Genomic DNA, 16,382 nt, shown 5'->3' with positions numbered 1-16,382 from the left:
TTTCTTTAATTGCCTTTTCGTAATTTTTTAGCCCGATATTTCATAAAGCAGGGTATTAACATATTTATAATGTAATAACGGACCTTTGGAACAGGTTTCATGATCAAATTGAATAGTCTCCAACATACAAAATATACCCTCCATCCCTCTTCATAAGGAGTATCTTTCCAATCTGTCATTCCGAGATATTTTTCATAATATTTTTTGTATTTATGTGTATTTCCCGCTCTCCATGGGCGTTCTTCTCCCAAATAATGTATTATAACAGGGTTATGGACACAGTTCTCAAATTCCTCTTTAGAAAAATACTTTAGGGGACTTACCAGATTGGAGAGAAACTTATATGGATATTGATAAAAAATATTACAGAAGTTGTATTTAGGCATTACTGATAATATTTCATTTTTTAAAGCGCCATTAATAGCATCCTGGTCATTGGCAAATAAGTTTCCGTTATGTTCTCTGTAATACTGTATTATTTTTTTATCAGACTCATTTTTTCGCCACTTATCCAAATCTACCAGTAAAACTCCGGCATTATGATAAAAATAGTCTTTTAATCCAAGCGCCTCTTTGCGTTTATGGTCTACTGTGGGTTCTATACTCATTCCCAGAGTTTTGCCTTTTAAATCCATATGCCACAATTCTTCCAGGCTGGAGATAACTATTGTATCTCCGTCTAAATATAAAATCCTTTTGACATTTTCAGGTAATATACGTCCCATGATCAAACGGGCTAAAACAATTGGATTCCAGCCGGATGTATCGATTTCAAAATCGAAATATTTTTTTATATCTGATATTTCAATAAAAGTAATGCTGCGGTTATACTTTTTTGTCAAGCGTGTTAATTTGTTTTTGTTTTCTGAAGAAATGCCAAAAGACATAATATAAAAGAAAATTTGTCCCTCTTTTGAATTGTTTTCACAGATGGATGCAATTCCTGCTCCTAACTGAGGTACAAAATTATTGTTAATGGTATATAAAAAATTCACTACTGACTCCTTTCATCCAAGTACGCATACAGCGGTATTTTGTATTGTAAAACAATTATAGCATATTTGTAAGAGGCATGGGACAGTAAAATTTTCTTTATAAATTAAGAATTGATTCTTATGAATAAACAAGGTATAATTATTTTATTTGAAATTGAATGGTATTGGAGATAAATATGAAAAAATATGATTATGTTATTGTAGGCAGCGGTCTTTTCGCCGGTGTATTTGCAAAAAGCGCAGTTGAACACAATAAAAAGTGCCTTGTTATTGAAAAAAGATATACTATTGGGGGAAATCTGTATTGTGAAGAGGTAGAAGGCGTTCAGGTCCATAAGTATGGAGCTCATATTTTTCATACAAGCAACCGTAGGGTGTGGGATTTTGTGAACAATCTTGTAGAGTTTAATCGGTTTACGAATTCGCCTATTGCCAATTATCATGGGGAAATTTATAATTTACCCTTTAATATGAATACGTTTAATAAAATGTGGGGCGTGATTACGCCAGCAGAGGCACGGAAAATCATTGAATCCCAGAGGACAGCAGTAACAGAGACACCAAGGAATCTGGAGGAGCAGGCTATAAGTCTGGTGGGGTATGATATATATGAAAAGTTAATTAAAGGGTATACGGAAAAGCAGTGGGGAAAGAAGTGCTGTGAACTGCCTTCTTTCATTATTAATAGGATTCCTGTAAGATATACTTACGATAATAATTATTTTAATGATTTATACCAGGGGATTCCCGTGGGGGGCTACAATACGCTGATTCAAAAATTGTTTTCAGGGTGTGACATAGAAACAGGTATTGACTTTAACAAAAACAGAGAAAAATATCGTGAAATGGGAGAAAAGTTGCTATATACAGGTACTATTGATTCTTATTATGATTATATATACGGAGACCTGGAATATAGAAGTCTGCGGTTTGAGACAGAGATTTTGGAACAGGATGATTATCAGGGGGTAGCTGTTGTTAATTATACGGATAGCGAGACACCCTTTACAAGGATTATAGAACATAAGCATTTTGAAAACAGCAGGTCAGACAAGACAGTGATTACTAGAGAATATCCTGCAGTTTGGGAGAAAGACAAGGAACCTTATTATCCTGTTAATAACAGCAGAAATCAAAAATTGTATAAAATGTACACAGAAATTGCAGCAAAGGAAAGTAATACAATTTTTGGAGGTAGATTAGCAGAGTATAAATATTACGATATGGACAAAGTAATAGAGGCAGCATTTCGTCTTGCTGACAAAGAATTTGCGTGTCAGTAAAAGAGTAGATTATTTATGGAGAAAGGATGGCATGGTGGAGCACACCATATTTCACTACATTTATGGAAAATAAGACATATGATGAGAAAAATCTTCGGAGACTGCAGTTGGTGGAATTAGAGATCCTGAAAGATTTTATAGCTCTTTGTGAAAAGCATAAGTTACCTTATTTCGCAACAGGTGGGACAGCTATAGGCGCTCTCCGCCATCAGGGATTCATTCCATGGGATGATGATATTGATGTATGCATGCTTAGAAAAGATTATGATAAATTTATGAAAATAGCGCCTGAGGAAATGGGAGATAAATATATTTTCATGTCAACAGATACGGAAAAAAGATATCCTCTCATGTTTGGCAAAATGGTAAAAAAAGGGACAAGATTTATTGAAGATGCTTATCAGCAGGGAAATTATCCTCTGGGAATCTATATTGATATTTTTCCTTATGACAGAACATCTGAGGATGAAAAGTTAAGAAAAAAGCACCAGAAAAAGACATGGTTTTGGGCAAGGCTTCAGGTACTGACTTTGATTCCAAACCCTAATCTTCCACCGGATGTTACTGGATGGAAGAAGAAAGCAGCAGAATGGGGATGCAAGATCCTGCATGTTTTGTTTAAGCTTTTTCATATAACAACACAGATGTGCACTAATAAATATTTGAAATGGGCTACACACTGCGAGGATGATTCTGATCTATATATTGATTATTCCTACATAACCGGCGAAAACTTGATGATCCGTACAAGGGATTCTTTTCCTACAGTGAATTATCAGTTTGAGGACACTGAGGTGGCATTAGTTAAGGACTTTGATGCATTTCTCAGACCAGAATACGGAGACTACATGCAAATGCCGCCGGAAGATGAGAGGCATAACCACTACGCCTCATTTATAGATTTTGGAGATGGAGAAACCGGCAATTGAAAAAAAACATGAGAAATGATTATAATGGCGGAAAAAAATTATCTATGAAACAGAGTATACTCTGGAATTCCTGGGGAAGTATGTTCTACTTAGGATGTCAGTGGCTTTTGACTATTCTGGTGGTGAGAATTTCGGGAGTAGATAATGCGGGACTTCTCTCCTTGGCCATGTCAGTGAGCAATATATGGTATAGCTTAGCTGTATATGGTATGAGAAATTTTCAGGTTTCCGATACAAATGAAAAATATTCAAACGGTTTATATATTTCAAGCAGAATTTTTACAGGAAGTGCTGCTTTGTTTGGATGCATAATTTATACATTGGTTTTATCTTATAGTCCTGAACAGAAGTTATGTATTATTATTTATTTTGTATATAAACTATCAGAAGCTCTCTTTGATGTGTTTGCCGGAATATATCAAAAAATGTGGCGCCTTGACTATGTGGGCAAATCTTTTACTATCAGAGGTGTCCTGACTTTAGGCACTTTTTCAGCAGCTTTATTCTTGTCCGGAAATCTTGTTATAACGCTTTTAATAATGACGGTCTGTTGTCTGTTGTCTGTATGCCTGTATGATATTCATTTTGCAGGAAAGATAACCAATATACGTATTTGCTGGGATAAAAAGAAAATAAAAGAATTATTGATTGAATGCTTTCCATTAGTAGTGTATACTATGTTGTCAACAGCCATCGGTACAATTCCAAGATTATTCATAGAGAGATATTTGGGTAACTATAAACTGGGGATATATGGTTCAGTGGCAACGCCGACTTTAATTATACAAATGGGTGCCACCTATATTTTTAATCCTTTTGTTACACTTTTTGCAGAGAGATATCATCAGAAGAATAAAAAAGGATTTTTAAACGCCTTATTTCTATGCTCCGCTTCTGTGGCAGGATTGGCTGTGGCAGGTGTCATAGGCGGAAAATTATTGGGGAAATGGGGACTGGGACTGCTGTTGGGTGAGGAAGTGGCTGCCCATTCAGACTTGTTGATCCCGTTGATCCTATGTACAGTGCTTACAGCCTTTGCTTGGCTTCTCTGCGGTGTTCTGACAGCGATCAGAGATTTTAAAGGGCTTGTCGCCGGGAATGCTGCTGCAGTAGCGGTCAGCTATTTTTCTTCAGTGATCATGGTAAAGAGGTATGACATGCAGGGCGGGAGTGTGGCTCTGGCTCTTGCAACGATTGTTGAAATTATCTTTTTGGCACTATGTCTGGCAAGATGTGTCCATGAAAATTTTGCTGTTAAAGGACAGGTGGAAGATTGAAATAGAAATAAAAAACGGAGCGGTTGAAAAATGGAAGGAAATAAAAAGAGAGAGCACATTTTTGCCATTTGTGCTTATAAAGAAAGCCCATATCTGGAAGAATGTATACTGTCATTAGAAAAACAGACCAGGAAAAGCAGTATTATCATGGTTACATCAACACCAAATAAATACATAGAGGAATTGAGCCGGAAATATGAGATACCTCTTTTTATAAACCATGGAGAACACGGAATCACACAGGACTGGAATTTTGCCTATCAATGTGCGAATGCCAGATATGTTACCATTGCTCATCAGGACGATGTCTATCTTCCGGATTATTGGCAGAAGAGTTACGAATATCTCAGACGGGCGAAAAGGCCGCTGATTGTTTTTGGAGATTATGGAGAATTGCGGAAGGATCAGCCTATACTGAACAACCGGCTGCTAAAAATGAAACGCCTTATGTTAATGCCATTGAAGATCAAAGTGTTTTGGAGTTCAAAATTCGTAAGGCGAAGGATTTTGTCTTTTGGCTGCCCTATTTGCTGTCCCAGTGTTACCTTTGCGAAGGAGCATTTGCAGGAACCTATTTTTAAGGCAGGTTTTCGCAGTGCAGAGGACTGGGAAGCATGGGAAAAGCTTTCAAAAGAAAAGGGTAGTTTTGTATATGTAAATAAAATTTTAATGTATCATAGAATTCACGAGGGTTCTGAAACCAGTATTATTCTTGGAGATGATGCAAGAAAAAGAGAAGATTTCATTATGTTTAGAAAATTTTGGCCAAAACCAATTGCCAGAATTCTTGTAAAGCTGTACAGCTCAAGTGAGAAATCTAATAAATTATGATGAATCAGATAATATAAAAGGAAAACTTATGAAGAAATTAATCATTATACCTGCTTACAATGAAGAGTCATGCATAGAGAAGACCGTAGAGAATATTCAAAAATTTGCACCATCATTTGATTATATAGTTATAAATGACTGTTCCAGAGATAAGACGAAAGAGATATGTGAAAAAAAACAATTTCATTTTATCAATCTTTCTGTGAATCTGGGAATAGGAGGTGCGGTCCAGACTGGTTATATGTATGCTCTTGAGAATCATTATGATGTGGCTGTGCAGGTAGACGGCGACGGACAGCATGATGCTGCTTTTTTGAATGAGATGGCAGTGTTTATGGAAAAGCATCAGGCCAACATGGTGATTGGCTCCAGATTTATTGAGAAAAAAGGTTTTCAGTCATCCGGACTCAGAAGGATGGGAATCAAGTTTTTTACCGGGCTTATAAAAGTTCTGACCGGAAAGACTATTACAGATCCCACATCGGGACTTCGTATGGTAGACAGAGAAATCATTAAGATGTTTGCCGAAAATTATCCAAAGGATTATCCGGAGCCGGAAACAGTGGTGTCTGTTATCCGAAAAAATATGAAAGTTAAGGAAATTCCTGTTGTTATGAAGGAGAGACAGGGAGGGGTATCCTCTATTTCTCCTAAAAAATCAGTGTACTATATGATTAAGGTAAGCCTTGCAATTATTATAGAATGTCTTCGATAGAGGTGAAGTATGAATATAAGAACACAAATTATAGTTGCGGTTGTTGTGCTGGCTGCGTTTTTTTATCTGATTGGAAAGATAAGAAAGAATAAGCTGGAATTAAAATATGCATTGTCCTGGATCATTATGGGAGTCCTGATTTTGCTGTTGGACATTTTTCCGGGGATTATTGCAAAATTGGCTGAAATCTGTGGGATTGGAATTCCTATTAATATGATTTTTTTTCTTGGGTTCTGTTTTTTACTGGCATTGACATTTACTTTGAGTGTACTGGTATCCGGTTTATCTCAAAAGACTAAGGTATTAACGCAGAGAATTGGTATATTGGAAGAAATCCTGCGCAGAGAAGGGAACAGTCAAACCGCCGCAGAAGAGAAAGAATTGCATAAAGAAAAGGATGTATTGGAAAATGATAAAGAGTGTTAGGGTGAAATTGAATTGGTGGAAAAGACTGCTAATTATTATGATCAGTGCAGTATTGGCTGGTTTTATTATAGAGGGGATACTTCAGTTCTATGAGACAACAAAAAGTGATATACCCCAAAGAATCAGCCTTCAGGATATACAGGTAAAGAATGGAGATAAAGAAGAAAATCTCTATATCATGAAGAAAGGCGGAGAAATTAAAATTGATGTTTCCGGAATGTATATAAATAAATTCCAGTATTACTATGCGGCGGAAAATAATTTTGAAGCTGATATTATCATAGAAACTAAAAATTTATATGGCAATTGGGAAACACAGAGAATTAAGGATCCCTGCCGCAGTAATTTGAACAATTCGTTTGTCAATATTAAAAATAATGTGAAATCCATCACTATAAAACTTCCGCCAGATGTAGTTGTGGGGGATTTTACAGCCAATAACGCCAAGGATTCTAATGGCTACAGGATTTTATATATCTGTGCTTTTGTTGGGCTTTTGCTGTTTCTTCTTCTGTTCAAAAAAGAGATAGGGAAGCGCGTAGAGCTTGGCTTTCTTATGATATCTATGACAATAGGGATGCTTTTTATAGCAATTCAGCCACCCCAGTTTACAAGCTGGGATGAGCATATTCATTTTTATCATGTATTTGATTTCTTTGATGGAGATCACGTGGAATGGAACCAAGCGGAGTATTATGCTTATATTAACCCGGAATCCAAGGAAAAAGTGCCTTTTACCACTAAGGAAGAAAAGGCTCTTCAGATTCAGTATTTCAATGAACATACACAGGACAGTGGTTATTCTTATGAAAAGAGCAGCTTCACCGTCAGCAGATTGGGGTATCTGCACATGGCTATTGTAGTTGCAGCCGGGAACTTTATTGGCCTTCCTTTTTATGTGGTGTATTTGTTGGGGAAAATCGCTAATCTTGTGTTATACTGTATTCTCTTGTTTTTTGCCATAAAAACTATACCAATAGCAAAGAATTTATTGGCGGTTCTGGCTTTGATGCCTACACCTATGGTCCTAGCAACGGCATATTCTTATGATGTTGCTTTGATAGGGTTCTTGTCATTGGGAATTGCACTGCTTGTCAGAGAATTTTATTATCCGGAGAAAAAATTACACAAGGCTATGTTTGTCTGTATACCTCTGTGCTTTTTATATGGTAGCTGCCCTAAAGCTATTTATGTTCCTTTGATGCTTATTGCATTGTTTTTGCCGCTTAAAAAATTTAAGAGTAAAAAACAGTGTTGGATATGGAAATCAATAATTATTATAACCTGCATCCTGCTGATGCTGACTTTCCTGATACCTACAGCAGGCAATACAATGGCTTCAGATTTAAGAGGAGGGGATACAGATGTAGGACGTCAGCTTCAGATGGTGCTTGGGCACCCCTGGGCATATATACAGATTTTGTTTGAAAATATCAGCAGAACCTTTAATGATTATATGATGGGTATTCAAAGTCTTTCAACAATGGCTTATGAAGGCGTTTTTGATTTCTATATGCTGGTTACAGTTCTTGTGTTTGGAGTGGCGTTAACAGAGCCAAGAAAAACCATGAACGGGATAACTAAAAGGTCTATGAATATATTCAAAGTATGTACACTGCCCCTTTCTGCCGGTGTGTTGGTTCTTATATGGACTGCGTTGTATCTGGCGTTTACGGAAGTGGGGGAGGTAGTGATCAAAGGCGTACAGGGAAGATATTATATTCCGCTGCTGCTTCCGCTGTTTTTGGTTTTTTATACAGATAAGATTTATACAAAATGGAAAGAGGAGAACTACAACCTGGTTATGTATTTGATAGTTCTTCTTATACTGCATCTGGCTCTGTATTCCAGATTTCTGATTCCTTACTGCAGCTAGTATTCTCTGCTTTCGGATTAAAGATTGAAAAGCGGATTTCTTCTAAATTATTGAAATTCCGTTTATAAGATGGTATAGTATACAAGGTCAGGAGGAAGTTTTTGTGAGAAATATAAGCTGTTTACCAATAATTTTACCGGGCATGTATGCAGAAAAATAAAATCATACAGCAGTATCCAAAGGATACTGCTGGTTTGCGTATAAGGAGATTTTTCTAAAAATGATAAAATTAAAAAAAAGTTGTCCCTTTTTGTTTGGTCTGGTATCGTTAGTATTGTGTATGAGTATGATGACAGTAACTGCTGCCGGAGCAGTCAATAACGGAATGGTTTATGCTATTGAATCTAATAATATACAGGGATGGCCTCCAGGTCCGGAAGTGGCATGTGAGACGGCAGTATTGCTGGAGGCAGACAATGGTAACGTTCTTTACAGCAAGGGCGGAGATGAACTCCGGTATCCTGCCAGCATTACGAAAATAATGACCGCATTACTGGCTATTGAAAATTTGCAGCTTGAAACGCAGCTGACTTTTTCGGAAAACAGTGTGGCCTCCGAACAGGTGGCTGGCAGCAGTACCATTCATATGCAGGTTGGAGAAGTGATCACTGTAGAGGATTGTCTGTACGGACTGATGATCCAGTCCGCCAATGAGGTTGCGATTCAGTTAGCAGAACAGGTATCGGGAACAGAAGCAGCATTTGCGGAGCTTATGAATCAAAGAGCCGCGGCTATAGGATGTAAGAACACACATTTTGTCAATGCCAGCGGGCTGCCGGATGAAAATCATTACACAACAGCTTACGATATGGCACTGATCTGTAGAGAGGCTTTAAAAAATGAAACTTTTCGCAAAGTCATCCAAACGGAAAATTATGTGATCCCACCTACAAATATGTCTGCAGCTGCCAGGGAACTTCATACGCACCATCCTTTACTGGCTTCCGAATCCGCAGAACATTATGAAGGATGCTTGGGAGGAAAATCAGGCAGTACAGAGGCGGCGGGGAAGACATTGGTAACAGCGGCAGAGAGGAATGGAGTTACCCTTGTTGCGGTTGTGATGAAAGGGGCGGATATGGGACCTAATTGTCTGGATACCACTAACCTTTTGAACTATGGATTTGATAATTTTAAAAAAATTGAATTAAATAAAGGCTTTGTTTTAGTCCCTTCCAATGTGACAATGGAACAATTGCAGTGTGAAGAAAGTGTACAGCAAGATGGAAGTGTTCTGTTAAATTACAGCTATTCTGGTCAGCCTGTGGGAAATGCATATAAGGAAGAAGAAAAACCACAGGAAAAAATCAATGAAAAGACACCTGTAGAAAAAGATACAGAAGGAATAATGGGAGAAAATGATAAAGAGCAGAAAAAGGACGATAAGAACATGTCGTTTTCTCTTATGGATGCCCTTGTGATCTTGATGGCAGTTCTGGTCATAGTTCTTATTATTCTTATGGCACTGCTGGTTAAAAAAGACCGCAGAAAGAAGAAAAGAAGAAAAAAATAAAAAGTTTATAATTAAAATAAAAATAAAAGCGAGGATAAAATTATGGGAAAAATTACAGTAGAAACATGTGAAATTGAAGGCTTAAAAGTGATTACTCCAGCAGTTTTTGGTGATGAGCGCGGATATTTTATGGAGACATATAATTATAATGATTATAAAGCTGCAGGGATTGATATGGAATTTGTTCAGGATAATCAGTCCAGCTCTAAAAAGGGAGTATTGAGAGGCCTTCATTTTCAGATCCATTATCCACAGGATAAGTTAGTGCGTGTAGTGAGTGGAGAAGTATTTGATGTAGCTGTTGATATGCGTCCGGGTTCTAAAACATTTGGAAAATGGTTTGGTGTGGTTTTGTCAGCAGAAAATAAAAAACAGTTTTTTATACCAAAAAACTTTGCTCATGGTTTTGTAGTTCTTTCCGAACATGCGGAATTTGCTTATAAATGTACAGATTTCTATCATCCTAATGATGAAGGCGGATTAAAATGGAATGACCCGGATATAGGGATCGAATGGCCTCTGCCTCAGGGGATGACAGAAGAAGAATTGACCATTTCTGATAAAGACCACAAATGGAGTGGAATAAAAGAGTATATAGAAAGCAAATAAACAGGAGCAGAATATGAAAGAAAAAATATTAGGATTACCGCTGGAGCTGTATCATAATAAAGGCCTGATTTTATCTTTGTCTAAAAATGATTTTAAGACAAAGTATGCCGGTTCTTATCTCGGAATTGTATGGGCGTTTATTCAGCCGGTTGTTACAATTATGGTATACTGGTTTGTATTTACCGTAGGTTTGAAAGCCGGAGATATGGCAGAATATCCGTTTGTACTTTATCTGATTTCGGGTATTGTTCCTTGGTTTTTTTTCCAGGATGCGTTGAATGGCGGAACGAATGCATTGATGGAGTACAATTATCTGGTTAAGAAAGTGGTTTTTAAAATCAGCATACTTCCCATAGTCAAAGTCTTTTCTGCATTGTTTGTGCATGTGTTTTTTGTGGCATTTGCCCTTGTCATATGTTCCTTGAACGGGTATACACCCACACTTTATACTCTGCAGATTGTTTATTATACAGGCTGTACTTTTGTATTTGCGTTAGCGCTTGTGTATGCAACCAGTGCTATCGTGGTTTTTTTCAGAGATTTAACACAAATTATCAATATTATTCTTCAGGTGGGTGTGTGGATGACACCTATCATGTGGGACTTAAATATGCTGAGTGGGCATCCTATGTTGATGAAAGCGTTTAAGCTGAATCCTATGTATTATATTGTATCCGGCTACAGAGACTCTATATTAGGGCATACATGGCTTACAGCCCATTGGAAATGGGGCATCTATTTTTGGGTTTTAACAATTATCATATTTGTTTTTGGTTCTGTAATATTTAAACGTCTGAAACCACATTTTGCAGATGTATTGTAAGGAGAAATTGCATGTCAGATAATATCATAGCAGTGGAACATCTTAGTAAGATGTATAAATTATATGACAAACCTATGGATAGACTTAAAGAATCTTTGGGATTGTCAAGGAAAAAGAAATATAAAGAACATTATGCTTTGCATGATGTTTCCTTCCAGGTAAGTAAAGGGGAAACGGTTGGAATCATTGGTACAAACGGATCCGGGAAATCCACAATTCTAAAAATCATTACAGGCGTATTGAATCCTACACAGGGCTCTGTAACAGTAAATGGCAGAATCTCTGCCCTCTTGGAGTTAGGCGCCGGGTTCAATATGGAATATTCCGGGCTTGAAAATGTTTATTTGAACGGCACGATGATTGGGTTTTCCAGGGAAGAGATTGATGCCAAGTTGGAGGATATTCTGAATTTTGCGGATATTGGTGATTTTATTCATCAGCCGGTGAAGACGTATTCCAGTGGTATGTTTGTAAGGCTTGCTTTTGCGGTTGCCATTAATATTGAACCTGAGATTCTTATAGTGGATGAGGCACTATCTGTAGGAGATGTGTTCTTTCAGGCAAAATGCTATAGAAAATTTGAAGAATTTAAAAAAATGGGCCGAACAATACTTTTCGTGAGTCATGATTTGGGAAGCATCAGCAAATATTGTGACAGAGTAGTTCTTTTAAACAAAGGGAAAAAAGTAGCGGAAGGTAAACCGAAAGAAATGGTGGACCTGTATAAAAAGATTCTGGTGGGACAGGATGTAACCGTTATAGAAGAAATAAAGGAGGAAACCCATAAGTTACTGCAGGAAGAGGAGAGAAGCTATGAACATGACGGCGAAATATGGAAAAAATATATGCTTATTAATCCGGATCTGCAGAGTTATGGAGATGGAAGGGCAGAGATTATAGACTTTGGTATATTTGATGAGGAAGGCAAGATTACTAATACAGTATATAAAATGCAGGATTTTACGCTTCGCATGAAGATAAAATTCAATAAAAAGATTTTAAATCCTATTTTTGCTTTCAGCCTCAAGGATCTCAAAGGAACTGAACTGACAGGTACCAATACAGTCATTGAGAAGACAGAAACCGGAACTCTTTCGCAGGGAGAAGTGGTTGAGATTTCATTTACCCAGAAGATGAGGCTGCAGGGAGGACAATATTTGCTGCAGCTGGGATGTACAGGTTTTGAGGGAAATGATGATTTCGTTGTATACCATCGTTTATATGATATTTGTTGTATTCAGGTCATTGCTGATAAGACGACAGTAGGCTATTTTGATATGGATACCCGGGTAAACTATGCAAAAGGAGCAGTTCATGAATAGTAGTGAAGAAAACATTAAATTTTCAGTTTTAATTCCTGTTTACAATGTGGAAATACACTGGCTTCAGAGGGCAATCGAATCTGTGGTAAATCAGTTGTATGGAAACTGGGAATTATGTCTTGTGGACGATTGTTCTACGGATCACAGGGTGAGAGAGTATTTAACTGGTATCCGTGACAAGAGAATAAAGGTAAAGCTTCTTGATGAGAATGGCGGAATTTCAGTGGCCACTAATGCGGCAGCGTCTCTTGCAGATGGGGATTATCTGATTTTGATGGATAATGATGATGAAATTGCAGAAGATGCACTTCTGGAGTTTTCTGCTGCTATCAAAAAAACAGGAGCCGATATTCTATATAGTGATCAGGATATTATTGACGCAGAAGGAAATCACAGAGATCCTTTCTGCAAACCGGATTGGTCACCGGAATTACTGCTCAGTCAGATGTATATAGGCCATCTGCTTGGCTTCAGACGGAGTCTTTTTGAAAAGACAGGAGGATTTCGTTCAGAATTCAATGGGAGCCAGGATTATGATTTGATGCTCCGTATGTCGGAAATTACAGATAATATTGTGCATATACCAAAAATTTTATATTCTTGGAGAGCTATTCCGTCCTCAACGGCAAATAACCCGGAGTCTAAGCCATATGCACAGGTTGTGGGATTGAATGCTATACAGGAGCATTTGGATCGTGTCTATGGGAAAGAAGCAGCCAAAGCGTATGAGACAGAGAATTATTTTGTCTATGATGTGAGGTACTGTTTGAAGGACCATCCTCTGGTATCTGTAATTATTCCTACAAAGGATAATGCTCCTTTGCTGGAAAAAGCGGTACAGAGTATTCTGCGGTTTACCAAGTATGACAAATATGAGATTATCATATTGGATAATAACTCAGAAGAAGCAGAGACCTTTGCATACTTTAAAGATATTACTGAAAAAAATTCAAATGTTCGTGTGCTAACAGCTGCATTTGAATTCAATTGGTCAAAACTGAATAATTTTGGAATGAAGCATGCAGATGGAGACATCTACATATTCCTGAATAATGATGTGGAAATCAGCAGCAGTGAATGGATGTACCGGTTAGTGGAGAAAGTCGTCCAGCCGAACATAGGTGTGGCCGGTGCTCTTTTACTGTATGAAGATAATACCATTCAGCATGCAGGCGTAATAGCAGGAATGGGAGGCTGGGGAGATCATGTCTATAAGGGAATGCCTCCTGTTCATTATGGCTCTCCTTTTGTGTCTCCTATGGTTACCAGAAATGTTACTGCAGTTACAGGTGCATGTATGGCAGTGTCTAAGAAAACCATTGAAAAGATTGGCCCTTTTGATGAGCAGTTTTTAATATGCGGAAGTGATGTTGAGCTGTGTATAAGAGCAGAGCAAAAAGGCTATCGGAATGTGTATGATCCCTATGTAAGGCTATATCATTTTGAGTCTAAAACCAGAGATTCCTATATTCCTGAGGTGGATTTTGAAATGTCTCGGAAGATGTATGCTCCTTATTTAGCAGAAGGTGATCCCTATTATAACAAACAGCTTGATTTGTATAGCTGTGTTCCTAAAATGAAAGCAGAGACAGAAGAAATAAGTGTGGAAAAGAAGATAGTGGATGAATATCTCCATGGGGATTACGAGGCAGGTGTTTTTAACAGCCAGGAAATAGATACACATATAGCGGAGATAAATCCTTATATATTCAGACCGTCTGCGAACAAGAACAAAAGAATTAACATTCTTCTGCCCTCTATTAATCCGGAACATGTTTTTGGCGGTATCTCCACTGCACTTAAATTTTTTGAGAGGCTGGCGGAGAGTACAGGATTTGAAAAAAGAATAGTTTTGGTAGATGCAGTACCTTCATCAGAGGCTATACAGGCATATGAAAAAAAATATACATTTGTCAAATGGGAGGAAGACAGCCAGGCAAAAGCCCAGATTGTTCCGTATAGTGAACGGAACGGGTGGACACTTCCTGTATCTGAAAATGATTATTTTATGTTCACTGGCTGGTGGACTGCACACTGCGCACAGGAAGCCTATGAAGAATATGAAATGAAATATGGAATTAAGCCCAGGCCATTTATTAATTTTATTCAGGATTATGAGCCGGGATTTTATGCCTGGTCCACTAGATATCTTCTGGCAGATGCAACTTATAAACACCCATATCCTCAGATTGCAGTCTTTAATACAAAATTACTGCAGGATTATTTTCACTGGCAGGGATATAAATTTTATAAGGAGTTTTCTTTTGATCCGGTGTTAAATACAGTGTTGAAAGAGAAACTGTATGCGGCGAACACCAGTATGAAAAAGAAGAAACAGATTCTGGTATACGGACGTCCCGGAACCGAAAGGAATGCTTTTAAGCTAATAGTTGCTGCGCTGCGCAAGTGGATCGGAATCCAGGAAAATGCAGAAGAGTGGAATGTTATATCTGCAGGAGAAATGCATCCAAAGGTATATCTGGGAAAAGGAAAATATTTAAATTCTGCCGGGAAATTAACCTTGGATGAATATGCGCAGGTTCTGCAGGAATCTTATGCAGGCATATCTCTTATGGCATCACCGCATCCAAGTTATCCGCCATTGGAGATGTCAGTTTTTGGCATTAAAGTCATTACGAATACATTTGCAAATAAAGATTTAAAAGATTTTAATCAATTTATAGTATCTTTAAATAATATCAGTCCCAACCATATTGCAAAAAAACTGAACGAAATCTGCAACGATTACCGCATTATTGTTGAGAATAGAATTGTGAATAAAGATTACTGCGAAAATGACAGTGTATTTAGTTTTATTGAAGAGATAAAAGAAATGCTGTAATTATGCCGGAGGAGGGAGTTTCAATGGTAGAGGAGATTGGAAAAGTAAAATTGAATTATGAATTTTACAGGGGAACAGATGCATACAGCGATGGTGAAATTGAGAATGATCTGCTGAACCTTGTGAAAGAAGAGGAAGATGTGGACCGTATACTACAAAAGGATAACAGGTGGCCTGTATTATATCATCTGTCTCCGGTGAGGCAGAATATATTAGAGTGGTATCCTTTTACAAAAAAAGACAGTGTACTGGAAGTAGGAGCTGGATGTGGTGCGATCAGCGGAGTATTGTCACGTCTTACAGGTAAAGTGACCTGTATTGAATTGTCAAAAAGAAGATCTATGATTAATGCTTACAGAAACAGAAATTGTGAAAATCTGGAGATAATGGTAGGAAATTTTAATGATATCAAATTAGAAGAGAAATTTGATTATATTACCTTGATCGGCGTTTTGGAATATGCAGGATATTATACAGATGCGGAGGAGCCGTTTACCGCATTTCTGCAGAATCTGAAGCAGATGCTGAAACCGGGCGGCCGTATTTTAATTGCCATTGAGAATAAGTTTGGCCTGAAATACTGGGCAGGGGCCAGAGAGGATCATACAGGGCAGCTTTTTGACGGTATAGAGGGGTATCATAAGACGGAGAGCTGTGTCAGAACATTTTCTAAAAAAGAGATAACGTCCATTATACACCAGGCTGGATTTAAAAAAACCGATTTTTATTATCCGTTCCCGGATTACAAATTTCCTGTTCAAATTTTTTCAGATGATTATCTTCCAAAAGCGGAGGAACTTGCTTGTGGTAAGGACAGCTTTGATAATACAAGATGGATACTGTTTGATGAAACAGCTGTCAGCCAGCAATTGGCAAAGGACGGCAGTTTTGAATTTTTTGCCAATTCATTTATGATTGAAGCGGAATAGAAGGAGTGCCAA

The 16,382-nt window shown here is 37.7% G+C and carries 14 protein-coding genes; 13 read left to right on the top strand and 1 reads right to left on the bottom strand.

Going from position 1 to position 16,382, the window contains the following annotated elements; translation table 11 throughout:
* Nucleotides 1-5: 5 nt before the first annotated feature.
* The gene (locus BLCOC_RS20355) at nt 6-995 is read right to left on the bottom strand and encodes a glycosyltransferase family 8 protein (protein ID WP_115623198.1); all 990 of its coding nucleotides are present in this window, start codon (nt 993-995) and stop codon (nt 6-8) included.
* A gap of 176 nt (nt 996-1,171) precedes the next feature.
* Here BLCOC_RS20355 and glf point away from each other — a divergent pair, with 176 nt between their 5' ends.
* From glf to BLCOC_RS20290, 13 genes are all read left to right on the top strand, one after another.
* Entirely contained in the window at nt 1,172-2,278 is a 1,107-nt protein-coding gene (gene glf, locus BLCOC_RS20350; RefSeq protein WP_115623197.1) for a UDP-galactopyranose mutase, read from the top strand.
* Between the two features lie 26 nt (nt 2,279-2,304).
* A complete protein-coding gene (locus BLCOC_RS20345) occupies nt 2,305-3,207 on the top strand; it encodes a LicD family protein (protein WP_115623196.1) in 903 nt (300 codons plus the stop codon).
* Nucleotides 3,208-3,215: 8 nt separating this feature from the next.
* The gene (locus tag BLCOC_RS20340) at nt 3,216-4,484 is read left to right on the top strand and encodes a lipopolysaccharide biosynthesis protein (RefSeq protein ID WP_306792293.1); all 1,269 of its coding nucleotides are present in this window, start codon (nt 3,216-3,218) and stop codon (nt 4,482-4,484) included.
* Nucleotides 4,485-4,514: 30 nt separating this feature from the next.
* Entirely contained in the window at nt 4,515-5,315 is an 801-nt protein-coding gene (locus tag BLCOC_RS20335) for a glycosyltransferase family 2 protein (protein WP_115623195.1), read from the top strand.
* 28 nt (nt 5,316-5,343) lie between these two features.
* On the top strand, nt 5,344-6,030 hold the full coding sequence (locus BLCOC_RS20330) for a glycosyltransferase family 2 protein (protein WP_018598475.1): 687 nt from the start codon (nt 5,344-5,346) through the stop codon (nt 6,028-6,030).
* A 9-nt stretch (nt 6,031-6,039) separates the two neighbouring features.
* Nucleotides 6,040-6,456, top strand: a complete 417-nt coding sequence (locus BLCOC_RS20325) for a DUF2304 domain-containing protein (protein WP_018598474.1) — start codon at nt 6,040-6,042, stop codon at nt 6,454-6,456.
* Nucleotides 6,440-8,332: a DUF2142 domain-containing protein gene (locus BLCOC_RS20320; protein WP_165907176.1), complete on the top strand. Its 1,893-nt coding sequence runs from the start codon at nt 6,440-6,442 to the stop codon at nt 8,330-8,332. Before BLCOC_RS20325 ends, BLCOC_RS20320 begins: the two co-directional genes overlap by 17 nt.
* Nucleotides 8,333-8,552: 220 nt before the next feature.
* Nucleotides 8,553-9,845 carry a D-alanyl-D-alanine carboxypeptidase family protein gene (locus BLCOC_RS20315; RefSeq protein ID WP_115623193.1) on the top strand — a complete coding sequence of 431 codons (1,293 nt, stop codon included), beginning with the start codon at nt 8,553-8,555 and terminating at the stop codon, nt 9,843-9,845.
* Between the two features lie 42 nt (nt 9,846-9,887).
* The gene (rfbC, locus tag BLCOC_RS20310; protein WP_018598471.1) at nt 9,888-10,454 is read left to right on the top strand and encodes a dTDP-4-dehydrorhamnose 3,5-epimerase; all 567 of its coding nucleotides are present in this window, start codon (nt 9,888-9,890) and stop codon (nt 10,452-10,454) included.
* Nucleotides 10,455-10,467: 13 nt separating this feature from the next.
* Complete coding sequence (locus BLCOC_RS20305; protein WP_115623192.1) at nt 10,468-11,277, top strand: ABC transporter permease; 810 nt, start codon at nt 10,468-10,470, stop codon at nt 11,275-11,277.
* An 11-nt stretch (nt 11,278-11,288) separates the two neighbouring features.
* On the top strand, nt 11,289-12,599 hold the full coding sequence (locus BLCOC_RS20300; RefSeq protein WP_115623191.1) for an ABC transporter ATP-binding protein: 1,311 nt from the start codon (nt 11,289-11,291) through the stop codon (nt 12,597-12,599).
* Nucleotides 12,592-15,441, top strand: a complete 2,850-nt coding sequence (locus BLCOC_RS20295) for a glycosyltransferase family 2 protein (protein ID WP_115623190.1) — start codon at nt 12,592-12,594, stop codon at nt 15,439-15,441. Before BLCOC_RS20300 ends, BLCOC_RS20295 begins: the two co-directional genes overlap by 8 nt.
* A gap of 23 nt (nt 15,442-15,464) precedes the next feature.
* The gene (locus BLCOC_RS20290; protein ID WP_115623189.1) at nt 15,465-16,370 is read left to right on the top strand and encodes a class I SAM-dependent methyltransferase; all 906 of its coding nucleotides are present in this window, start codon (nt 15,465-15,467) and stop codon (nt 16,368-16,370) included.
* Nucleotides 16,371-16,382 lie beyond the last annotated feature (12 nt).

Source organism: Blautia coccoides (assembly GCF_034355335.1).
GTDB lineage: Bacteria > Bacillota > Clostridia > Lachnospirales > Lachnospiraceae > Blautia > Blautia producta.
Note: the sequence above shows the minus strand (reverse complement) of the source record. Positions and strands in the feature narration are given on the sequence as shown.